Below are 21,254 nucleotides of genomic sequence, written 5' to 3'. Positions count from 1 at the left end.
ATCAATAGACGGTAGAGCACCTACTGGTTTTTAGGTATGCACCGCTAGCCGCTGGAATTCGACCTCTAGGTGGCGCACGAAGCGCGGCGTATCGAACAGCACGCCGTGCTCGCGCGTCTGCTGCAGGTGCGCACACAAGCGCCTGCAGTCCGCGGGCGACTGGGCCAGGGCCACTGCCTTGTCTTCATAGGCCTGCAGGTCCGCCGTGATCAGCTCGGGCAGGCCAGCGGCCGTCAGCAAGGCGCCCGCCATGCGCGAAGCGAAAGTCTGGCCGCTCATGGTGAGCACTGGCAGCCCCATCCAGAGCGCATCGTTGGCCGTGGTGCCGGCGTTGAACGGGTAGGTATCGAGGAACAGGTCGGGCACGGCCAGGCGGGCCAGGTAGTGCTCGGGCAGGAGCCGCGGGGCAAACAACAGGCGCTCCCCAGACACGCCATGTTCCAGTGCGGTGCGCCGCAGGTTTTCCTGCGCCCAGACGTTGTCTGCCAGCAGCCACAGCACGCTGCCCGGCACGCGCTGCAGGATGCGCATCCAGGTCGCGAAGACCTCCGGCGTGAACTTGTAGTTGTTGTTGAACGAACAGAACACGAATGCATCAGGCGGCAAGCCGCAATCGGCGCGCGAGGGCACGGGGCCCACGGGGCGCTGGCGGTCGCTCACCTGGTAGATGTCGGGCAGGTAGAGCGGCTTTTCCGAGTAAAACGGCTGTGCGGACTCGGGAACGAGGTAGCGGTCGGCAATGACGTAATCAATGAATGGCAGCCCGGTGGTGGCCGGCAGGCCCAGGTAGGTGATCTGAATGGGCGCGGGCCGGTAGGCCAGCATATTGGCCCGGGCACCCAGGGTTTGCCCTTGCAGGTCCACCAGGATGTCGATTTCGCATTCGCGGATGCGCCGGGCCGCAGCCTCATCGCTCAGCGTATGGATGCGCTCGAAGTGGTCCATGGCCGCCTCGACACGCTGGCGCAGCGGCGAGCGGTCCTCGCGGCTCCAGTCGAAGCCATAGATCTCGAACTGCTCTCGGTCGTGGAGCTCGAACAGCTCGACAGTCAACATGGCCACCGGATGCAGGCAAAAATCAGACGAGCAATAGCCAATGCGCAGTTTGCGATGGCGGTAGGGCTTGGTGGGCGCCAAGCGCGGCACGTCCAGCTTCAGCGAGGTCGCCACATAGTGACGCGCCGCCGCCAGTTGCATGGCCGGGTCTTCGGAGAGGGCAATCATCGCCATGGCCGAGGTGTGCTGGCGCTGCAGGTCCGGCGTGAGCGCACCCAGGGGCTCATAGACCGGCCAGATGCACTGCTTGGCGCGCAGGAACACCCAGTGGTGGATCACCTTGGGCTGGTCGGGCTCCAGGCGCAGGCTGCGCGTGAGTGCCGCCAAGGCCTCGGCGTAGCGGCCACTGTCTTCGTAGTGGCGCCCGAGGTTGTTGAGCGCCAGCAGCAGCAGGGGCCTCTCCGTCTCGTCGTCAGGGGCGGCATTGTTTTCGATGTGCAGCCACTGCGCGATGGCCGCGTCGCTCTGGCCCAGCTGCTCGTAGACCAGGCCCAGGTTGAAGCGCGGCTGCAGAAAGCGGGGGCTCAGTTGCAGGGCACGGCTGTAGGCCTCGCGCGCACCCTCGAAATCCCGCTGATTGAAAAGAATGACGCCCAGGTTGAACCAGGCCAGATGATCGTGCGTGGTGCGGTTGCGCCGCAGCCAGGTATGGTAGAGCACGGCGGCCAGGGGTTCGCGGCCCTGCGCAGAGAGAAGGTCTGCCGCTTCCAGCAGTTGCAGGAGGTTGAGCTGCCGGTCCCAGGCATGCTGGACCAGTGCGCCGAAATCGAAGGCAGAGACTGCTTTTTTCATGGATAGGCCGGAGAGTGGGATGGGTAAGGGTTCACCGGAGCAGGCGACACGCGCCCGAATGCAGCGGCAGCGCGGCAATATCGCCACGGCCCAGCATAGCCGCGGGCACGCCTGCTCGAATGCGGGAAAACAACCGGTTTGTGCAAGCTATTGCCCGCATGTCCCGGCCTACGTGCGCGTTTCATAATGCAACGCATGGCCTTCTCTTTCCGCCCCCGCACCCTGGAAGCCCTGCGCCACTACAGCCGCGCGCGTTTCTGGGCCGACCTGGGTGCCGGGGCGACGGTGGGTATCGTGGCCCTGCCGCTGGCCATGGCATTTGCCATCGCCAGCGGGCTCAAGCCCGAGGCGGGGCTGTGGACGGCCATCATCGGCGGCTTTCTGATTGCGCTGCTCGGCGGCACCAACGTGCAGATCGGCGGACCGGCCGGGGCGTTCATCGTCATCGTGTACGGCATCGTCGAACGCTACGGCGTGAGCGGGCTGCTGCTGTCCACTGCGGCCGCGGGCGTGCTGCTGTTCGTGCTCGGCATGCTGCGCCTGGGCACGCTGGTGCGCTTCGTGCCGGTGGCCATTGTCATTGGCTTCACCAACGGCATCGCCGTGCTCATTGCACTGTCGCAAATCAAGGACGCACTGGGCCTGGCCATCGACAAGATGCCGGGCGACTTTGTCGCGCAAGTCCAGGTGATCGCACAGCACCTCGCCAGCACCAACCCCTACGCGCTGGGCCTGGCGGCAGCCTGCCTGGGCGGGCTGTTCCTGTGGCCGCGCCTGTTCGCGCATGGCTCGCCCGTGCTGCGCCTGGCCGAGGGGCAGACGGTGCGCAGCTTCGCGCGCATCCCGGCGCCGGTAGTGGCCCTGGTGTCGCTCACGCTGTGGGCACACGCCCTGGGCTACCCGGTGGAGACCATTGGCACGCGCTTTGGCGGCATTCCGCAAGGCCTGCCGGCATTGGCGCTGCCCGCCCTCACCTGGGACACCGCGCGCCAGCTCGTGATGCCCACGCTCACCATTGCCGTGCTGGGCGCCATCGAGTCGCTGCTGTGCGCGCGCGTGGCCGACCAGCTCGCCAGCGGCCCCTGGCACCGCAAGCACGACCCCAACCAGGAGCTCATGGCTCAGGGGCTGGCGAATGTTCTGGTGCCGTTCTTTGGCGGCATGCCGGCCACGGGCACCATTGCACGCACGGTCACCAACCTGCGTGCCGGGGCGACCTCGCCGGTGGCGGGCATGGTGCACGCGCTCACCCTGGGCGCCATCGTGCTGCTGGCCGCGCCGCTGGCCCTGCACATCCCGCTGGCGGTGCTCGCGGGCATCCTGCTCTACGTGGCCTGGAACATGGGCGAATGGCACGAGTTCGTGCGCCTGAGGCATTTCAGCAACCACTACCGCCTGCTGATGCTGGGCACCTTTTTCCTGACCGTGGTGTTCGACCTCACGGTGGCCGTGGAGGTCGGGCTGGTGCTGGCCTGCGTGCTGTTCGTGCGGCGCATGAGCGCGCTGTTTCGCGCCGAGCCGCTGCCCCGGGAGGCCGCGGCCCCCACCGCCCGCCTGGGCTGGAGCCTGCACGGCGCGCTGTTCTTCGGCGCGGCGTCCAGGATCGACCCCTTGGTGGAAGCCATAGAGGCTGCGCCACAGGGTGTGCAGGTGGAACTGGACATGCGCGACCTGTTTGCCCTGGACACCACCGGACTCGACGGCCTGGAGCAAATCCTCAAGGCCGTGGTGCAGCGCGGCGGCTACCTGGCACTGCACCACCCGCAGGAACAGGTGCGCTCCTTGATGGAGCGCTCGGGCTTCAGCGCCAGGCTGGCAGAGCAGACACCGCCTGGGCCGCGCGGGGACGCTTCAGGACAGGCGTAGCGCCGGCACAGCGGGCGGCCGGGGCAAACCAGCCGCAACGCCCGCATCCACCTGGAACACCGCGACTGCCTGCACGAGTTCCTGCGCCTGGGTGCTCAGTCCCGTGGCTGCCGCGGCAATCTGCTCCACCAGCGCGGCGTTTTGCTGGGTGACCCGGTCCATGTGCGCGATCGCCTCGCCGATCTGTGCCACGCCTGAGCGCTGCTCGGCGCTGGCGCCGCTGATCTCGCCCACCAGGGCCGTCACCCGGCGGATGGACTGCACCACCTCCTGCATGGTGGCGCCGGCCTTGTCCACCAGCTCCGTGCCCTGCTCCACGCGCTGCACGCTGCTGGAGATCAGGCCCTTGATCTCACGCGCGGCCTCGGCGCTGCGCCCTGCCAGGGCGCGCACCTCGCTGGCGACCACGGCGAAGCCCCGCCCCTGCTCGCCGGCGCGCGCCGCCTCGACGGCGGCATTGAGAGCCAGGATGTTGGTCTGGAAGGCGATGCCGTCGATCACACCGATGATGTCGGCGATTTTCCGGCTGGACGTGTGGATAGCGCGCATGGTGTCCACCACCTGCCCCACCACAGCGCCGCCGCGCTCGGCAACGGCACTGGCCTCCCGTGCCAGGGTGCTGGCCTGCTGGGCGCTGTCCGCGTTGTGCACCACGGCGCCGCTCAGCTCCTGCATGGCGGCCGAGGTTTCTTCCAGTGCACCGGCCTGGGCCTCGGTGCGGTGCGACAGATCCATATTGCCTTGCGCGATCTCGGTGCTGCCCCCCAGCACGCTGTGCGCGCTCTGGCGCACATGCGTGACCACGCGCGCCAGCGCGCCCTGCATTTCCTGGAGGGCCAGCAGCAGTTGCGCCACCTCATTGCGCCCCTGCGCCTCGATGGGCTCGCGCAGCTTGCCCGCAGCCACCGCGCGCGCGACACGCACGGCCTGGCGCAAGGGTCCGGTGATGGAGCGCACGATCCACCAGGCCAGCACGCCGCCCAGCACCATGACCACCAGCGTGGTGGCCAGCAGCATGCCGCGCACGCGGTTGGCGGCCTGCTCCGTGGCGCCGGTGGCCTGGCCCAACTGCTCTTGCTGCTGTTGCAGCAGGGCGTCCATGGCGCTGAAATAGGCCTGCTGGGCAGGGTGCATCCGGTCCAACAGCAGATCCTTGGCCTCGAAGACCTGGCCCGATCCTGCCAGGTCCTGCGTTTCGTTCTGCAGCGGTTCGTACGCCTTGCGTGCGGCCTGCACCTGCCGCAGCGCCGCCTGTGCGGCGCTGTCGCCTGCCAGGAGCTTTTCCAGCTCGGCAAAGCGCTCATCAATGCGCTTTTGCACGCGCCCTATGCGCTGCGCCTCGGCCATGATGGCGGAGCTGTCGCGCATCAGAATCATGTTGCGCACGCTGCTGGAGATGGCCTGCACGTCTTCCTTGATGGCACTGCCCACCACCATGCGCGGAATGCGCGCATTGGCGACGTCCCCCAGCAGCCCGCTCATGGTGGCCACCTGCACCCAGACCACCGCCACCATGGCCAGAATCATCAGGCCCAGCAGGGCAAAGCCCAGCTCCAGCCGGGTCGATATCCGCAAATCGTCGATGCGCATGGCGTCGTCCTCCTGGCAGTGTCCACTGCCTGCTGTGGGCGCATCTGCCGGGCCTTCGCCAGGCCGCAGACCGCCGGTCCCCGATGCAAGTGGTCAGCGCCGGAAGCGCCCGCCGGTGCCGATGATGGAGAGGTCGGCAAAGTCCAGCCCGGTGTGGTCGCCGGGGCTGTAGTCCAGCGCCAACCCACCGAGGTCCACGCGGCCCAGGTGGTCCAGCGCCTGGTGCAGGCTGGCGCGGCTGGGCTTGGGGCCGGCGCGGCGCAAGCCCTCGACCAGCACCTTGGCGGCGGCGAAGCCTTCGAGCATGGCCGGGCTCACCTCGTCCACGCCCTGGGCCTTGGCCAGTTGGGTGGCCTCCTTGACCACACCGAACCCCAGGCTCGCAGGCATGACCTGGCTGACGATCACCCCCTTCGCCTGGTCGCCCAGCAGCTTGACGAAACCGCCCGAGGCGTTGTTCGACAGCGTGAGGTACTGCCCGCCCACCCGGGCCGCCTTGAGGCTGCGGATGCCCTCCACCACCGCCGTACCCGAGCCGATGATGAGCACGGCCTGCGGATCGGCCGCCTGCAGCGTCGGCAGCAGCGGGGCAAAGTCGGGCTGGGTGCGGTCGAACTTGGCCACGGCCACGGGCTCCAGCCCTGCCGCATGGAGTCCGTTGCGCGCGCCCTGCAGGCCGTCGGCGCCAAAGCTGTCGTCCACGTGCACCACGGCCAGGCGGCGCACACCGATGGAGGTGAGATGCGCCATGGCACGCTCGGCCTCGCGCTGGTAGGTGGCGCGCACGTTGAAGATGTAGGGCTTGACCGGCTGGTGCAGCACCATGGCCCCGGTGGAAGGGCCGATGAGCGCCACATGGTGCTGCTCCAGCACGGTGTTGATGGCCTCGGTGTGCGGCGTGCCCCGGCTCATGAACAGCGCCAGCACGCCGCGCTCCTCGATCAGCGTGCGGGCATTGGCTTGGGCTTTCTTGACGTCAAAACCGTCGTCCAGGGTGATGATCTCGATTTTTTCGCCGCCCACGCCGCCCTTGGCGTTGACATGGTCCAGGTAGAGCTGCGCCCCGTGCATGGACTCCTTCACCGTGGCCGCCACCGCCCCGGTGACGCCCACGGTCTGCCCGATGCGCAACTGCGCGCAGGCGGCGCTGGCAGCCAGGGCCAGCGCCCACGCCAGCGCCAGGGGCTTGACGTGCAGCGCTGCCATGCCTACAGCATCCCCAGCAGGCGCGGGAACCACAGGCTCAGGCCCGGCCAGTAGGTCACCATCACCAAAAAGCCCAGCATGGCCAGCAGCCAGGGCCAGACGGCGATGGTCAGCTCGGTGATGCCCATCTTGGTGATGCCCGAGGCCACGTAGAGGTTCAGGCCCACGGGCGGGTGGCACATGCCCACCTCCATGTTCACCACCATGATGATGCCGAAGTGCACGGGGTCTATGCCCAGCTTCATCGCCACTGGGAACAGGATGGGCGCGAAGATCAGCATGATGGACGAGGGCTCCATGAAGTTGCCCGCCAGCAGCAGGATCACGTTCACCGCCAGCAGGAAGGCGATCACACCCAGGCCATGGCCCAGCATCCAGTCGGCCAGGGCCTGCGGGATGTTCTCGTTGGTCATGATGAAGCTGAACAGCACCGCGTTGGTGATGATGTACAGCAGCATGGCGCTCATGTTGGCCGAGTTCAGCAGTACCTTGGGCACGTCTTTGAGGCGCATGTCCTTGTAGACGAACACCGCCACGATGAAGGCGTACACCGCGCTCATGGCCGCCGCCTCGGTGGGCGTGAACATGCCCGTGTAGATGCCGCCCATGACGACGACGATGAGGAACAGGCCCCAGGCGGACTTGCGAAACGCCGTCCAGCGCTCGCCCCAGCTCGCCTTGGGCAGGCGCGGGTAGTTGTACTTGCGCGCGCGCCACCAGGTCACGCCGCCCAGCACGGCCGCCAGCACCAGGCCCGGCACCACACCTGCCATGAACAGCGCGCCCACCGAGGTGTTGGTGGCCACGGCGTACATCACCATGACGATGGACGGCGGAATCAGGATGCCCAGGGCCCCCGAGGTGGTGATGACGCCCGCCCCGAAGCGGTTGGGAAAGCCCGCCTTGACCATGGCCGGCAGCAGGATGGAGCCAATGGCCACCACCGTGGCCGGGCTGGAGCCCGAGACGGCCGCGAACAGCGCACAGGCCAGCACCCCGCCCAGGCCCAGGCCGCCGTACCAGTGGCCGACCATGGCCGTGGCGAAATGGATCATGCGCCGCGCCACGCCGCCATGGGTGAGGAAGTTGCCCGCCAGGATGAAGAACGGGATGGCCATGATCTCGAACTTCTCGATGCCGGTGAACAGCTTCAAGGCCACGGACTCCAGCGGCACGTCTGTGAAGCCGAACAGGAAGGTGAGCACCGTCAGGCCCAGCGAAATGGACACCGGCATGCCGGTGAGCATGAGCACCAGCAGGATGATGAAGATGATGGCGGCGTTCATGGCTTGCCCCCTGCGCTGGGGTCGTTGTCGTTGGGATGCAGGTTGTCACGCATCGACAGGGGGTTGATGTTCTGCGCCTGGGCTTCCTGCGCATCCTCTTCCAGCCCGTCTACGTGGCCGTGGTCGTGGTGCGGCAGTTCGCCCGTGCGCACGAAGCCCACCAGCACCTGCAGGAAGCGAAAGCACATCAGCCCGCTGCCCAGCGGAATGGCGCTGTACACCACCCAGGTGGGCCATTCGAGGTCGGGTGTGGTCGGGCCTTCGATCAGATCTTCGACGTTCAAGCCCAGCGCATGGAAGATGCCGTAGTGCGCGCCGTTGTCCCACACGAAGGTGGCGCCCATGACGGACACGATGCCCGTGAACAGCGCGCCGGCGGCCATGCCGAAAATGATGAACTTGCCGCGGGTGTCCTGGTTCATGCGGTTGATGAACACATCCACCCCCACGTGGATGCCGGTGCGCACGCCATAGGCGGCGCCAAACTTGGCCATCCACACGAACATGATGATGGTGAGCTCCTGCGCCCAGGTCATGTTGATGGACAGCAGCCAGTCCTGCAGGCCGGGAATGGCGTAGCCGGCGGCATAGCGGTGCAGCACCGCCACAAAAATGATGAGCGTGGCTGCGCCCATCAGGAAGGTGATGAGCCACTCTTCCAGGTGATCGAGGATTTTCATGGGAGGTTCTCCGCAGAGATCGGGGCGCGGTGCAGCACCGCTGCACCCGGGCCGGGCCGCCCGGCAGGAGCGGGCCCGGTGGCCAGCGCGGGAGCTGCGCCGCACCCGCGCCGTGTGCCGTCAGATGCTCAGAGCTTGGCGGGATTGAAGCCCGTGGCCTTGTAGACCTCCTGGATGGTCTCCTTGCCCACGCGGCTGGCCATCTTCTCGTGCACCGGGATCAAGGCCTTCTTCAGCGCCTGGCGCTCCTCGGCGGTGGGGGTGTAGATGGTCGTCTTGCCGCTCTTCTTCACGGCTTCGAGCGCCTGGTCGTTCTCGTCCTGGGCGATCTGGTTGGCATAGGCCGTGGCCTGGCGCATGGCATCGCTGAGCTGCTCACGCACGTCGGCGGGCAGGCCATCCCAGAATTTCTTGTTCACGATCACGGCGTAGCCCAGGTAGCCGTGGTTGGTCAGGCTCAGGTGCTTTTGCACCTCGTGCATTTTCTGCGTGTAGAAGTTGGACGGCGGGTTCTCCGTGCCATCGACCACGCCCGTCTGCAGCGCCTGGTAGGTCTCGCCAAAGGCGATCACCTGCGGAATGCCGCCCAGCGCGCGGATCTCCTCCTCCAGCACCTTGGACGATTGGATGCGGTACTTCAGGCCCTTGTAGTCGGCCACGGCGTGCAGCGGCTTGTTGGCCGAGAAGACCTTGAAACCATTGTCCCAGTACGCCAGGCCGGTAATGCCGCGCGCCTCGAGCTTCTTGAGCAGCTTGGCGCCCACGGGGCCGGTGGTCACCTTGTGCAGCTCATCGCGGTTGTCGAACATGTAAGGCAGGTCGAACACCTCGAACTCCTTGACGCCCAAGGGGCCGAACTTGGCGAGCGAGGGGGCCAGCATCTGCACCGAGCCGAGCTGCAGGGCCTCCATCTCTTCCTTGTCCTTGTAGAGCGCGCTGTTGGCGTAGACCTCGACCTTGACCTTGCCCTTGGTCAGCTCACCGGCCTTCCTGGCAAAGAACTCGGCCGCCTTGCCCTTGGGCGTGTCCTGCGCCACCACGTGGCTGAACTTGATCACGGTTTGCGCTTGCGCAGCCAGGCTGGCACCAAAGGCCAGCAGAGCGCAGGCGAGGATTTTCTTCACGGGAAATGGCATGACAGTCTCCTTGGACGGGGGTGGATGACAATGCCGCGGACTGTAGGCCTTGCGCTGCGGCGGCGTAACTGTGGCGTTCCACAGCTAGGGTTATCCCGGAGGGCTCAGGCCAGCGCCGCCTGTACGCGCTCGAGCCACGCGCCCCCGATGCGCCCCTGCAGGCCCAGGAACACCTCCTGCGTGGCCTGGCGCAGGCGCCGGCGCTGCGCCTCGTCCAGCGCATGGATGCGCGTGCTGCCGCTGGCGCGCAGGGCGGCCAGGGCGGCGTCGTTCTCGCGCTGGGCGATGGTGTTGCCCCAGTCGAGCGCCTCGTCCACCGCCTGGCGCACCAGGCGGCGGTCGCCGGGGGACAGGTGGCTCCAGAAGCGCTGGTGCACCACGACGGCATAGCCCAGGTAGCCGTGGCGCGTCAGGCTCAGGTCCGTCTGGGCCTCGTGCATGCGCTGGGTCCAGAAGTTGGAGACGGGGTTCTCCGTGCCATCGACCACGCCCGTGGCCAGGGCGCGGCGCGTCTCGCCGAAGGGCAGCACCACGGGCCGCGCGCCGAGCGCACGCATCTGGTGGGCGATGACGCGCGAGCTTTGCACGCGCATGCGCAGGCCCATGTAGTCGGGCGGCGCCAGCAAGGGGCGGTTGGCGCTCATGTGCTTGAAGCCATTGTCCAGATAGCCCAGACCCACCATGCGCTGGCGCGCCAGCAGGGCCAGCAGGTCCTGCCCGACGGGGCCCTGCGTGATGCGCCGCACCTGCGCGCTGCTGTCGAACAGGAACGGCAGGTCGAACAGTTCGAACTCCGGAAAGCCCACTGGCCCGAACTTGGAGAGCGAGGGCGCGAGCATGTCCACCGCGCCGAGCTGCAGCGCCTGCATCTCGTCGGCATCACCGTAGAGCAGGGAGTTGGGATGGATCACCACCCGGATGCGCCCCTGGCTCAGGTCCTGCAGCCGCTGGCCGAAGCGCTCGAGCGCCAGCCCCTTGGGCGTGGGCTGCGCCACCACGTGCGAGAGGCGGATGGTGATCGGCCCCGCTGCCCGGCCCCGCGCGGGCAGCAGCCCCAGGGCCAGGGCCTGCAGGCAGCGGCGGCGGGCGAGAGGGGCGGCGCACATGGCCGTTATTATCGAGCGCCCAGGCTTGCGCGCATGTCCCCATGCCCTTGATGACGCCCCAATCCTCCGACGACTTCGCGCTGCTGCACGCGAGCACGCGCAGCCTGCCCGACCGCAACCGCTGGACCGTGCTGTGGATGATGGGGCTGGCCGTGCTCATCGTGGGCGCGGTGGTGGCCCTGGTGTGGTACCTGCACCATTTCGAGAACGAGGAGGAGGAGCGCCGCCGCGGCGCCGACGCGCAGTGGCTGGAGCAGAACGTGCAGTTCCACTTCCGCCGCCTGGAGGACGACCTGGCCGAGCGCGCGCAGCAGGCCGCCTTCGGCACGGCGCCATTGCCTGCCTCCGGCACCGCAGACGGCGCGCCCGAGCTGCCCGCGGGCCTGCTGTGGCGCAGCAGCGGCGTGGTGCTGGCGCGCGTGTGGCTGGCCAGCCAGGGCGCGAGCAGCGGCGACGTATTCCGCTGGCAGGAAGACCAGGCCCTGCACCCCGAGAACTACCAGACCCTGCAGACGCTGCAGGACATCGTGGGCGGCCTGCGCCGCGCCAGCTACGCGGGGCCCATGCGCCAGGCCGATGGCCGCGCGACCGACCGCGTCTGGCTGGCCGTGCCCTTTTTCGACGGCCCGCGCCTCGTGGGCGTGTATGCGGCGCAGTTGGCCATGCGCCAGGCGGTCGATGCGCTGCTGCCCCCCTGGTTCCTGCAGAACCAGACGGTGCGCCTGGTGGTGGACGCCGTGGACCCGCCGTCCGCCCCGCCGGCCAGCGGCCCCTACCGCACGGTGATGAACCTGCCGGGCACGGACCTGATGCTCGAAGTCGTGCCGCAGGGGCCCCAGACCTCGCCCGTGCCGCGCATCTTCTTTGTCGTGGCGCTCATGTTCCTGCTGGGCATGCTCGCCAGCCTGGCGGCGCTGCGGCGCGACTTCGTCAAGCGCCAGCAGGTGCAGCAGCGCCTGCTGGCCGAGGTGGCACTGCGCTCGGCCATGGAGCGCTCGGTGACCATCGGCATGCGCGCCTGGGACATGAAAGGCCGCATCCTCTACGTGAACCAGGCCTTCTGCGCCATGGTGGGCTACAGCGCGCAGGAGCTGCGCGGCGCCAGCGCCCCCCTGCCCTACTGGCCCGCGAGCCACAGCGGCGAACTGGCCCTGCTGCACGAGCACGTCATCCACCAGGGCACGCAGCCCCAGGGCATCGAGGTGCAGTTCCAGCACCGCAACGGGCACCGCGTGGACGTGCTCATCCACGAGGCGCCGCTGCTGGCCGCCGACGGCACGCAACTGGGCTGGATGAGCTCGGTGCTCGACATCAGCGAGCGCAAGCGCGCCCAGCAGCTCACCGCCTTGCAGCAGGAAAAGCTCGAAGCCTCGGGCCGCCTGGTGGCGGTGGGCGAGGTGGCCTCGACCCTGGCGCACGAACTCAACCAGCCGCTGGGCGCGCTCGCCTCGTTCGCCAACGGGCTGCTCAACCGCCTGCGCGCCAGCAGCATCACGCCCGCGGAGATGCAGCCCGTGGTGCAGCGCATGGCCCAATTGGCCGAGCGCGCGGGCGGCGTGATCCAGCGCGTCAACGCCTTTGCGCGCCGGCGCGAACTCACGCTCACGCGCGTGGACCTGGTGCCGCTGGTGCGCCGCGCCGTGGCCGCCGCGCAGGAGGCGCGCAACACGCCCGTGGCCCTGGACCTGCCGCCCGCACCGGTGTGGGTGCAGGGCGATGCGCTGCTGCTCGAGCACCTGGTGCACAACCTGTGCGCCAACGCCCTGGACTGGGCCCGGCTGGGCCTGCAGGGGCCGCGGGTGCAGGTGCGGCTCCATGCCGGCCCCGAGGCCGAAGGCCGGACCGCCAGCCTCACCGTGGCCGACAGCGGCCCCGGCGTGCCCGAGCACGCCCAGGCGCGCATCTTCGACGCCTTCTTCAGCACCAAGGACGGCGGCATGGGCATGGGCCTGGCCATCTGCCGCTCCATCGCCGAAGCGCACCACGGCCGCATCCACGTGGGGCAGGACGCCCAGCTCGGTGGTGCGCAGTTCACGGTTGCGCTACCCTTGTCACCCCCCGCCACTGCCGCCCCGCCCGCCGCCCCATGACTGCGCCGCACCGTACCGTGGACATCCACATCGTGGACGACGACGCCGACGTGCGCGACGGCCTGGCCTGGCTGTTCGACTCGCGCGGCTACGCCACGCGCGCCTGGGCCAGCGGCGCCGCGCTGCTGGAGGCCGCGCGCGCCCTGCACGGCGACTGGGGCGAGGCCGTGGTGCTGCTGGACATGCGCATGGAGCCGCTCTCGGGCCCCGTCACCTTCGAGCAGCTCAAGGCCCTGGGCTGCCCCTGGCCGGTGCTGTTCCTCACCGGCCATGGCGACGTGGGCAGTGCGGTGGAGGCGGTGAAGAACGGCGCCTGGGACTTCCTGGAAAAACCCTTCCAGGACAACATGCTGGTGGACCGCATCGAACAGGCCATGCAGGCCGTGCGCGCGCGCACCGATGCCGAGCGCGAGCTGCAGCGCCTGCGCCAGGCGCTGGCGTCCTTGAGCCCGCGCGAGCGCGAGGTGCTGGACGAGCTCATCCGCGGCCACTACAACAAGAACATCGCCGAGCACCTGGGCATCACGGCGCGCACCGTGGAGTTCCACCGCGCCAACATCTTCGAGAAGATGGGCGTGGAGTCGGCCATCGAGCTGGCACACCAGCTCGGGCGCCTGGCGCCCATGGGCGCGAGCAAGTAGGCGCGGCGCAGCGCTATCGATACGATAGCTGTCAGCGCTTGCTGCATAAGCGCTGGAGCCCTAAATCTCTTTATCGTGCCGCGCGCGCCACTGCGCTGGCGTGCAGCCCGTCCAGCGCCGGAAGGCGCGCCAGAACACGCTGGGCTCGGCAAAGCCCAGGCGCTGGCCGATGTCGGCCAGGGCTTGCGGGGTGTGCGCCACGGCGTGCAGCGCCGCGTCGCGGCGCACACCGTCGAGCAGGCCGGAGAAGCTCAACTGCTGCGCCTGCATGCGCCGCGCCAGGGTGCGCTCGCTCAGGCCCAGGGCCTGGGCGGCGGCGGCGCGCGCGGGCACGCGCTGCGGCAGTTCGCTGGCCATCCAGGCGCGCAGCTCCTGGGCCAGCGCCGCCCCTTGGCCCAGGCCCGCGAGCTGGCGCGCCGCATGGCGGTGGTGCTCGCGCACGCGGCGCACATTGGCCTGGGGCAGCGGCGCATCGAGCTGGGCATTGGCCAGCAGCAGGCCGCTGAAGGCCTGCTCGAACGCCACGGGGCAGGCAAATACGGCGCGGTAGCCCGCCAGGGGCCCGATCTGCGCCTGGCTGAACTGCACGCGCTGGGGCCGCAGCCCCGGACCCGCGACACGGCGCGCAAACGCCACCACGGCGGCGAGCACGGCCTCGATCTGGTGCGGGCTGAAGGCGAGCTGGCCCTGGCGCGGGTGGTAGATCACCCAGGTGGCCACGTCCCCGGCCAGGAGCTGGAAGCGCCCGCCGTCGCTGATGAGGCGCTGGTACTTCTGCACGGCGGCCAGGGCTTCGCGCAGCGTGGGCGCGGCCTGCAGGATGCCGCCCACCCCCTGGAAGCGCGCAGGCTCCACCGCCGCGCCCGCCTTGAGGCCAAAGCCCGCGTCCTGCGTGCACTGCACCGCCGCGCGCCACAGCCGCGTGATGTGGTCAATGGGCCAGCGCTCGCGCTCGAGTTCCGCCCCGGCCATGCCCGCCTGCGCCAGAAGCTGCATGCGCGCCACGCCCTGCCGCTCGGCGGCCGTGAGCACGGTCTCGACCCATGCCATGGAGACACTGGCCTGCAACGTCAACCCGCTTGTCCTCCAAAGTCAATGCGCCGCCATGATAAGGGGCTATCTTTGCCTGCGGAGGAGACAAGGGCATGGCACAACACGCATCCGACATCCTGGTCATTGGCGGCGGTCTGGCGGGCATCGTCACCGCCTTGCAAGCCTTGCGCGCCGGCCAGCGCGTGACCCTGGTGGACCGCGACCGCCCCGAGCGCCTGGGCGGCCTGGCGCTGTGGGCCTTTGGCGGCATGGCCCTGGTCGGCACGCCGCTGCAGGCCAAGATGAACATCCCCGACACGCCCGAGCGCGCCCTGGCCGACTGGCTGCGCTTTGGCGAACTCGGCGCCGATGACCACTGGCCGCAGGCCTGGGCGCGCTACTACGCCGAGCATTCGCGCAGCGAAGTCTATGACTGGCTGCTGGGCGAGGGCATCACGTTCATGCCTGCGGTCAACTGGGTCGAGCGCGGCATGAACGGCGACGGCAACAGCGTGCCGCGCTACCACATCGTCTGGGGCACCTCGCGCTTTCTAACGCTGCGCCTGATCGAGCAACTGCGCGCCGCCGGCCAGGGCGGGCGACTCACGCTCCTGCATGGCCACCGCGTGACGCAGCTCGACCACGCGGGCGGGTGCATCGCCGGTGCCGTGGCGGTGCACGAAGCCACGGGGCAGGAGGTGCGCCTGGCGGCCCCGGTGGTGGTGCTGGCCATGGGCGGCATCAACGGCAGCCACGAGGAGGCGCGGCGCAACTGGCCCCCAGAGCGCCCCCGGCCCGCCACCATGCTCAACGGCGCCCACCCCTTTGCCGATGGCCGCCTGCACCACGCTGCCACCGGCCTGGGCGCGCGTCTCACCCACGCGGGCGAGATGTGGAACTACGCCGCCGGCTTTCCGCACCCCTTCCCGCATTTCCCGGGCCACGGGCTGTCGACCATTCCGTGCAAGTCGGCCCTGTGGCTCAACCACCGGGGCGAGCGCATCGGCCCGCAGCCGCTGGTGACGGGCTTTGACACCCACTGGCTGTGCCAGCAGGTGGCCGCACAGGAAAAGCCCTGGACCTGGCATTTGCTCAACTGGCGCATCGCGGCCAAGGAGTTTGCGATTTCGGGCGCGGAGCACAACCAGCGCATCCGCGACCGGCAGTTCCCGCTGTTTCTCAAGGAAACCCTGCTGGGCAACCACCGCCTGGTGCGGCAGATGCAGGCGCAGAGTCCGCATTTCCTGGTGGCCGACACCCTGACCGAGCTGGCGACGAAGATGAATGCGCTCACCGCCTCGCACGACGTCAGCGCCGCCCGGTTGCAGGCCACGGCCGATGCGTTCGACGCCAACTTCGTGCGCGGCGCCAAGCTGCACAACGACGACCAGATCCGCCGCATCCTGCACGCCCGCCAGTGGGGGCCGGACAAGCTGCGCACCTGCGCGCCCGCGCCGCTGCAAATGAAAGGCGCGGGCCCGTTCATCGCCATCCAGATGCAGCTCATCACGCGCAAAAGCCTGGGCGGGCTGCAGACGGACCTGCAAAGTCGCGTGCTCGATGCCGCGGGCCAGCCCCTCAGCGGGCTGTACTGCGTGGGCGAGGCCGCGGGCTTTGGCGGCGGTGGCGCCAGCGGCAAACGCTCGCTCGAAGGCACCTTCCTGCCCGGCTGCATCCTCACGGCGCGCGCGGCGGCGCGCCATATCACCCACGGAAAATAAGCAACAAATCGGCCTCCAGCGCCTATCCATCAAGCGCAAGCAGCTATCAATAAAGGAGCACATATGAACGGCGCACAAGCCCTGATGCAAACCCTGGCCGACGCGGGCATCGAGGTCTGCTTCACCAACCCCGGCACCAGCGAGATGCACTTCGTCGCCGCGCTCGACAGCGAGCCGCGCATGCGCGCCGTGCTCGCCCTGTTCGAGGGCGTGGCCACGGGCGCGGCCGACGGCTATGCGCGCATGGCGGGCAAGCCCGCCGCTACGCTGCTGCACCTGGGCTGCGGCCTGGGCAACGGCCTGGCCAACCTGCACAACGCACGCAAGGGCAAGGTGCCGGTGGTCAACATCGTGGGCGACCACGCCACCACGCACGTGCCGTACGACGCGCAACTGCAGTCCGACATCGAGACCGTGGCGCGCAACGTCTCGCCCGGCTTCGTGCGCACCGCACAATCCACAGCGCAACTGGCGCAGGATGCGGCCGACGCCATCGCCGCCGCGCGCGGCCTGCCCGGCCAGGTGGCCACGCTCATCCTGCCGGCCGATGTGTCCTGGGGCGAAGGCGGCGTGCCCTGCCCGCCCCCGCCGCCGCCTGCCGCGCCCGCGGCGGACGAAGCCGCCATCGCCGCCCTCGCCCAGGTGCTGCGCGCGGGCGGCCAGCGCTGCGCCCTGCTGCTGGGCGGGCAGGCCCTGCGCGAGAGCGCCCTGCTGGCCGCCGCGCGCCTGGCCGCACACTGCGGCGTGCGCCTGCTGGCCGAGGTCTTCCCCACGCGCATGGAGCGCGGCGCGGGCCTGCCCTTCGTCGAGCGCATTGCCTACCTGGCCGAAATGGCGGGCGTGCAGTTGGCGGACGTCGAGCACCTGGTCCTGGTCGATGCCAAGGCCCCGGTCTCGTTCTTCGCCTACCCCGGCAAGAAGAGTGACCTCGTGCCCGCCACCTGCACCGTGCACACCCTGGCCACGCCCGCGCAGGACGCCGCCGCCAGCCTGAAACTGCTGGCCCGGGCCCTGGGCGCCGCGCAGGCTGCACCCGCCCTGGAGCCCGCCCAGCGCCCACCACGCCCGCGCGGGCCGCTCACGGCGCCCAAGGTGTGCAAGGCCGTGGGCCACCTGCTGCCCGAGGGTGCCATCCTCATCGACGAGGCCATAACCTCGGGCCTGATGCTGGGCGTGATGACGCGCGGCGGCCCACGCCACGACCTCATCACCCTCACGGGCGGCGCCATCGGCCAGGGCCTGCCCAATGCCGTGGGCGCGGCCATTGCCTGCCCCGACCGGCCGGTGCTTGCCCTCATTGGCGACGGCACCGCCATGTACACCATCCAGGCGCTGTGGACCATGGCGCGCGAGCACCTGAATGTGACCGCCATCATCTTCAACAACGCCGCGTACTCGGTGCTCAACGTGGAGCTCGAGCGCGTGGGCGCACAGGAGGCCGGCCCCAAGGCCCAGTCCCAGCTCGACCTGGGCGGCCCGGTGCTGAACTTCGCCCAGCTCGCCCAGGGCATGGGCGTGCACGCCGTGCGCGCCCGCACGGCCGAGGAGCTGTGCCAGGCCCTGGAATACGCGCTGGCCCAGCCGGGGCCGCACCTGATCGAAGCACTGGTGCCCGAATCGCTCGGCGGCGCCAAGCGCAAGGTGCTGCCCTGGCTGCTGCGCTCGCTGCCCAGCCTGCCGCAGCCGCTGGCGCGCGCCCTGAAAAAGAAAATTGCGCCTTGAGAGCGCAGCGGGGGCTTTACGGGGCGGACACGGCCGAGCCGGTAAAATCTCCCCTCCTTGCTACCTGCCACGACCATGTCTTTCTTTGCACGCCCCCACTACACCTCGGTTGCCACCCAGTTTCTGGACCAGCTCAAGGAGCAAAAGCCCGGCCTGCAGGAGCGCCAGCAGGCGGGCCGCGCGCTGCTGTGGGACAAGGACGTGGACCGCGGCCTTTGGCAGGAGTACCGCGCCGGCGGCGTCACGCAAAAACCCTACGTGTACTACTCGTACCAGGGTTATTGAGCAAAAACGGCTCCAGCGCTTGATGGTCAAGCGCCGGCAGCTATCCATTCAATAGCACCACACTCCTGATGGCCCCCGGCGTCCTGGCACCAGACGGCACATCCGAGCGGGACGGGTCGCCCGCCATGCCCGAGGTGGTGGACCAGGTGGCGCTGGCGCGCCTGTATGGCGAGCCGCTGTTTGCGCTGCCGCAGGACTTGTACATCCCGCCCGACGCGCTGGAGGTGTTCCTGGAGGCCTTCGAGGGGCCGCTCGATCTGCTGCTCTACCTGATCCGCAAGCAGAACTTCAACATCCTCGACATCCCCATGGTCAGCGTCACGCGCCAGTACCTGGCCTACGTGGACGAAGTGCGCAGCCGCAACCTGGAGCTGGCGGCCGAGTACCTGCTCATGGCCGCCATGCTCATCGAGATCAAGTCGCGCATGCTGCTGCCGCCGCGCAAGCACGAGGGCGCAGAAGAAGCCGAGGATCCGCGCGCCGAGCTGGTGCGCCGCCTGCTCGAATACGAGCAGGTCAAGCTCGCCGCGCAGCAGCTCGCGCACCTGCCGCAGTACGGGCGCGACTTCCTGCGCGCCCAGGTCACCATCGAGCAAAGCCTGCAGCCGCGCTTTCCCGACGTGCACCTGACCGACCTGCAGGAGGCCTGGCGCGACATCCTGCGGCGCGCCCGCCTGGTGCAGCACCACCGCATCACGCGCGAGGAGCTCTCCGTGCGCGAATACATGAGCCAGGTGCTCAAGACCCTGCAGGGGCGGCGCTTCGTGGAGTTCGAGGAGCTGTTCGACCCCGCCAAGGGCAGCACGGTGCTGGTGGTCACCTTCATCGCGCTGCTGGAGCTGGCCAAGGAGACCCTGGTCGAGATCACCCAGGCCGAGGCCTTTGCCCCCATCTACGTGCGCCTGGCCTACACGCCGGCCTGAGGGCCTGGCGCCGTGGCGGCCCGCGCCCCGGGCAGGAACCCTGGCGCCAGCGCGGCCGCAAGGCGCGCCCGCCCGCGCCCTCTCTACAATGCACCCTCCCCCAGCGCGCCCGTTTGCGGCGCACCACCACCATGGCATCGCACGATTTCGACGTACTCATCGTAGGCAGCGGCCTCGCCGGACTCTCGGCGGCGCTGCACCTGGCGCCCACGCACCGCGTGGCCGTGATCACCAAGCGCCAGATGCAGGATGGCTCCAGCGGCTGGGCCCAGGGCGGCATTGCCGCCGTGCTGGCCGATGACGACAGCTTCGCCGCGCACATCCAGGACACGCTGGTCGCCGGCGCCGGCCTGTGCGACCTCTCCACCACCCGCTTCGTGGTGGAGAACGCCCCGGCCTCCATTGCCTGGCTGCGCCAGCTCGGCGTGCCCTTCACCCTGGAGGGCGAGGGGCTGCACCTCACGCGCGAGGGTGGCCACAGCGCGCGGCGCATCGTGCACGCCACCGACGCCACGGGCGCGGCCGTGCAGAAGACGCTGATCGAGGTGGTGCGCGCCACGCCCGGCATCACCGTGTTCGAGCACCACACGCTGGTCGACCTGATCACCAGCCGCAAGCTGGGCCTGGCGGGCCAGCGCTGCCTGGGGCTGTACGCCCTGGACGAGGCGAGCGACGAGGTTGTCACCTTCCGCGCGCCACACACCATCCTGGCCACAGGCGGGGCGGGCAAGGTCTACCTCTACACCACCAACCCCGACACGGCCACGGGCGACGGCATCGCCAGCGCCTGGCGCGCCGGCTGCCGCGTAGGCAATATGGAGTTCGTGCAGTTCCACCCCACGGGGCTGTACCACCCGCACGAAAAGTCCTTCCTCATCAGCGAGGCCGTGCGCGGCGAGGGCGGGCGCCTGCTGCTGCCCGACGGCACGCGCTTCATGCCGCAGCACGACGCGCGCGCCGAACTGGCGCCGCGCGACGTGGTGGCGCGCGCCATCGACTTCGAGATGAAGAAGCACGGCCTGGACTGCGTGCACCTGGACATCTCGCACCAGAGCCCGGAGTTCCTGCACGAGCACTTCCCCAACATCCTGGCGCACTGCGCGGGCCTGGGCATCGACATCACCAAAGAGCCCATCCCCGTGGTGCCCACGGCGCACTTCACCTGCGGCGGCGTGCTCACCGACCTGGCCGGGCGCACCGACCTGCCGGGCCTGTACGCCGTGGGCGAGGTGGCCTGCACCGGCCTGCATGGCGCCAACCGGCTGGCCAGCAATTCACTGCTCGAATGCATGGTGTTCGCGCGCGCCGCCGCGCAGCACATCGCCCAGGCGCCGCGCGCCCAGATCCCGGCGCTGCCGCGCTGGGACGACAGCCGCGTGCAGGACGCCGACGAATCCGTGGTCATCTCGCACAACTGGGACGAGCTGCGCCGCTTCATGTGGGACTACGTGGGCATAGTGCGCACCAACAAGCGCCTGGAGCGCGCCGCGCACCGCATCGCCCTGCTCACGGACGAGATCCACGAGTTCTATTCGCACTTCCACATCACGCGCGACCTGCTGGAGCTGCGCAACCTGGTGCAGGTGGCCGACCTCATCGTGCGCAGCGCGCAGATGCGCCGCGAGAGCCGTGGCCTGCACTACAGCCGCGACTACCCGCAACTGGCCGCACCGGCGGCGCCGACCATCCTCGTGCCCCCCGTCAACCACTGAAAAGCACCACCATGTTCCGCACCCTGCTCAAATCCAAGATCCACCGCGTCAAGACCACGCACTGTGAACTGCACTACGAGGGCTCCTGCGCCATCGACGAAGACCTGCTGGACGCCGCCAACATCTGCGAGAACGAGCAGGTGCACATCTGGAACGTGGACAACGGCGAGCGCTTCGTCACCTACGCCATCAAGGGCCAGCGCGGCAGCGGCATGATCTCGGTGAACGGCTCGGCCGCGCGGCGCGCCTGCGTGGGCGACCTGCTCATCATTGCCGCCTTTGCCCAGGTGCCCGAGGTCGACGTGGCCGCGCACAAGCCGCAACTGGTGTTTGTGGACGAGAAAAACCGCCAGGTAGAACTGCGGCACAAGGTGCCTGTGCAGACTCTCTGACGAGGTCCCAGCCCCCGT

Annotated in this window: 17 protein-coding genes; 9 read left to right on the top strand and 8 right to left on the bottom strand. The window is 69.2% G+C overall.

Features of this window, described 5'->3' with window-relative positions; translation table 11 throughout:
* Positions 1 to 30: 30 nt before the first annotated feature.
* Positions 31 to 1,848 carry an O-linked N-acetylglucosamine transferase, SPINDLY family protein gene (locus tag CGR01S_RS09875; RefSeq protein ID WP_042426007.1) on the bottom strand — a complete coding sequence of 606 codons (1,818 nt, stop codon included), beginning with the start codon at positions 1,846 to 1,848 and terminating at the stop codon, positions 31 to 33.
* 195 nt (positions 1,849 to 2,043) lie between these two features.
* Here CGR01S_RS09875 and CGR01S_RS09870 point away from each other — a divergent pair, with 195 nt between their 5' ends.
* On the top strand, positions 2,044 to 3,714 hold the full coding sequence (locus tag CGR01S_RS09870) for a SulP family inorganic anion transporter (protein WP_042426317.1): 1,671 nt from the start codon (positions 2,044 to 2,046) through the stop codon (positions 3,712 to 3,714).
* Here the strand turns inward: CGR01S_RS09870 and CGR01S_RS09865 are convergent.
* The 6 genes from CGR01S_RS09865 to CGR01S_RS09840 all read right to left on the bottom strand — a co-directional run bounded on the left by CGR01S_RS09865 (position 3,700) and on the right by CGR01S_RS09840 (position 10,718).
* On the bottom strand, positions 3,700 to 5,304 hold the full coding sequence (locus tag CGR01S_RS09865; protein ID WP_052382537.1) for a methyl-accepting chemotaxis protein: 1,605 nt from the start codon (positions 5,302 to 5,304) through the stop codon (positions 3,700 to 3,702). The genes CGR01S_RS09870 and CGR01S_RS09865 overlap by 15 nt on opposite strands.
* A gap of 93 nt (positions 5,305 to 5,397) precedes the next feature.
* On the bottom strand, positions 5,398 to 6,510 hold the full coding sequence (locus CGR01S_RS09860; protein ID WP_042426005.1) for an ABC transporter substrate-binding protein: 1,113 nt from the start codon (positions 6,508 to 6,510) through the stop codon (positions 5,398 to 5,400).
* Between the two features lie 2 nt (positions 6,511 to 6,512).
* A complete protein-coding gene (locus CGR01S_RS09855; RefSeq protein ID WP_042426003.1) occupies positions 6,513 to 7,796 on the bottom strand; it encodes a TRAP transporter large permease in 1,284 nt (427 codons plus the stop codon).
* Positions 7,793 to 8,476: a TRAP transporter small permease gene (locus CGR01S_RS09850; RefSeq protein WP_042426001.1), complete on the bottom strand. Its 684-nt coding sequence runs from the start codon at positions 8,474 to 8,476 to the stop codon at positions 7,793 to 7,795. The genes CGR01S_RS09855 and CGR01S_RS09850 overlap by 4 nt, the downstream gene beginning before the upstream one ends.
* A gap of 128 nt (positions 8,477 to 8,604) precedes the next feature.
* Positions 8,605 to 9,612: a TRAP transporter substrate-binding protein gene (locus CGR01S_RS09845; RefSeq protein WP_042426000.1), complete on the bottom strand. Its 1,008-nt coding sequence runs from the start codon at positions 9,610 to 9,612 to the stop codon at positions 8,605 to 8,607.
* 104 nt (positions 9,613 to 9,716) lie between these two features.
* Positions 9,717 to 10,718: a DctP family TRAP transporter solute-binding subunit gene (locus CGR01S_RS09840; RefSeq protein WP_042425997.1), complete on the bottom strand. Its 1,002-nt coding sequence runs from the start codon at positions 10,716 to 10,718 to the stop codon at positions 9,717 to 9,719.
* A 50-nt stretch (positions 10,719 to 10,768) separates the two neighbouring features.
* On the opposite strand from CGR01S_RS09840, the gene CGR01S_RS17225 reads away from it, so the two are divergent.
* Together CGR01S_RS17225 and CGR01S_RS09830 are read left to right on the top strand one after the other, a co-directional pair.
* A complete protein-coding gene (locus tag CGR01S_RS17225) occupies positions 10,769 to 12,808 on the top strand; it encodes a sensor histidine kinase (RefSeq protein WP_052382536.1) in 2,040 nt (679 codons plus the stop codon).
* Entirely contained in the window at positions 12,805 to 13,449 is a 645-nt protein-coding gene (locus CGR01S_RS09830) for a response regulator transcription factor (protein WP_042426309.1), read from the top strand. Before CGR01S_RS17225 ends, CGR01S_RS09830 begins: the two co-directional genes overlap by 4 nt.
* Positions 13,450 to 13,509: 60 nt before the next feature.
* Here CGR01S_RS09830 and CGR01S_RS09825 read toward each other — a convergent pair whose 3' ends face one another.
* Positions 13,510 to 14,499 (bottom strand): AraC family transcriptional regulator, encoded by a 990-nt coding sequence (locus tag CGR01S_RS09825; RefSeq protein WP_245616784.1) that lies wholly within the window; start codon positions 14,497 to 14,499, stop codon positions 13,510 to 13,512.
* A gap of 95 nt (positions 14,500 to 14,594) precedes the next feature.
* Between CGR01S_RS09825 and CGR01S_RS09820 the strand changes: the two genes are divergently transcribed.
* The 6 genes from CGR01S_RS09820 (at position 14,595) to panD (ending at position 21,236) form a co-directional block, all read left to right on the top strand.
* Positions 14,595 to 16,202: an FAD-dependent oxidoreductase gene (locus CGR01S_RS09820; protein ID WP_042425992.1), complete on the top strand. Its 1,608-nt coding sequence runs from the start codon at positions 14,595 to 14,597 to the stop codon at positions 16,200 to 16,202.
* Positions 16,203 to 16,265: 63 nt separating this feature from the next.
* A complete protein-coding gene (locus CGR01S_RS09815) occupies positions 16,266 to 17,924 on the top strand; it encodes an acetolactate synthase large subunit (protein WP_042425989.1) in 1,659 nt (552 codons plus the stop codon).
* A 75-nt stretch (positions 17,925 to 17,999) separates the two neighbouring features.
* Positions 18,000 to 18,209 carry a DUF3460 family protein gene (locus CGR01S_RS09810; protein ID WP_042425986.1) on the top strand — a complete coding sequence of 70 codons (210 nt, stop codon included), beginning with the start codon at positions 18,000 to 18,002 and terminating at the stop codon, positions 18,207 to 18,209.
* 68 nt (positions 18,210 to 18,277) lie between these two features.
* Complete coding sequence (locus tag CGR01S_RS09805) at positions 18,278 to 19,132, top strand: segregation and condensation protein A (protein WP_042425983.1); 855 nt, start codon at positions 18,278 to 18,280, stop codon at positions 19,130 to 19,132.
* 131 nt (positions 19,133 to 19,263) lie between these two features.
* Positions 19,264 to 20,844 carry an L-aspartate oxidase gene (gene nadB / locus CGR01S_RS09800; RefSeq protein WP_042426306.1) on the top strand — a complete coding sequence of 527 codons (1,581 nt, stop codon included), beginning with the start codon at positions 19,264 to 19,266 and terminating at the stop codon, positions 20,842 to 20,844.
* A gap of 11 nt (positions 20,845 to 20,855) precedes the next feature.
* Entirely contained in the window at positions 20,856 to 21,236 is a 381-nt protein-coding gene (panD, locus tag CGR01S_RS09795) for an aspartate 1-decarboxylase (protein WP_042425980.1), read from the top strand.
* Positions 21,237 to 21,254: the final 18 nt, after the last annotated feature.

Origin of the sequence: Comamonas granuli NBRC 101663 (genome assembly GCF_000739995.1) — a bacterium.
Taxonomy (GTDB): domain Bacteria; phylum Pseudomonadota; class Gammaproteobacteria; order Burkholderiales; family Burkholderiaceae_C; genus Simplicispira; species Simplicispira granuli.
This window is presented reverse-complemented; position numbering and strand designations above follow the sequence as displayed.

Coding starts and splice junctions, on each gene's coding strand:
- CGR01S_RS09830 (WP_042426309.1), top strand. CDS start 12,805: ATGACTGCGCCGCACCGTACCGTGGACATCCACATCGTGGACGACGAC.
- CGR01S_RS09855 (WP_042426003.1), bottom strand. CDS start 7,796: ATGAACGCCGCCATCATCTTCATCATCCTGCTGGTGCTCATGCTCACC.
- nadB (WP_042426306.1), top strand. CDS start 19,264: ATGGCATCGCACGATTTCGACGTACTCATCGTAGGCAGCGGCCTCGCC.
- CGR01S_RS09805 (WP_042425983.1), top strand. CDS start 18,278: ATGGCCCCCGGCGTCCTGGCACCAGACGGCACATCCGAGCGGGACGGG.
- CGR01S_RS09840 (WP_042425997.1), bottom strand. CDS start 10,718: ATGTGCGCCGCCCCTCTCGCCCGCCGCCGCTGCCTGCAGGCCCTGGCC.
- CGR01S_RS17225 (WP_052382536.1), top strand. CDS start 10,769: ATGACGCCCCAATCCTCCGACGACTTCGCGCTGCTGCACGCGAGCACG.
- CGR01S_RS09815 (WP_042425989.1), top strand. CDS start 16,266: ATGAACGGCGCACAAGCCCTGATGCAAACCCTGGCCGACGCGGGCATC.
- CGR01S_RS09810 (WP_042425986.1), top strand. CDS start 18,000: ATGTCTTTCTTTGCACGCCCCCACTACACCTCGGTTGCCACCCAGTTT.
- CGR01S_RS09865 (WP_052382537.1), bottom strand. CDS start 5,304: ATGCGCATCGACGATTTGCGGATATCGACCCGGCTGGAGCTGGGCTTT.
- CGR01S_RS09875 (WP_042426007.1), bottom strand. CDS start 1,848: ATGAAAAAAGCAGTCTCTGCCTTCGATTTCGGCGCACTGGTCCAGCAT.
- CGR01S_RS09870 (WP_042426317.1), top strand. CDS start 2,044: ATGGCCTTCTCTTTCCGCCCCCGCACCCTGGAAGCCCTGCGCCACTAC.
- panD (WP_042425980.1), top strand. CDS start 20,856: ATGTTCCGCACCCTGCTCAAATCCAAGATCCACCGCGTCAAGACCACG.
- CGR01S_RS09825 (WP_245616784.1), bottom strand. CDS start 14,499: ATGGCATGGGTCGAGACCGTGCTCACGGCCGCCGAGCGGCAGGGCGTG.
- CGR01S_RS09820 (WP_042425992.1), top strand. CDS start 14,595: ATGGCACAACACGCATCCGACATCCTGGTCATTGGCGGCGGTCTGGCG.
- CGR01S_RS09845 (WP_042426000.1), bottom strand. CDS start 9,612: ATGCCATTTCCCGTGAAGAAAATCCTCGCCTGCGCTCTGCTGGCCTTT.
- CGR01S_RS09850 (WP_042426001.1), bottom strand. CDS start 8,476: ATGAAAATCCTCGATCACCTGGAAGAGTGGCTCATCACCTTCCTGATG.
- CGR01S_RS09860 (WP_042426005.1), bottom strand. CDS start 6,510: ATGGCAGCGCTGCACGTCAAGCCCCTGGCGCTGGCGTGGGCGCTGGCC.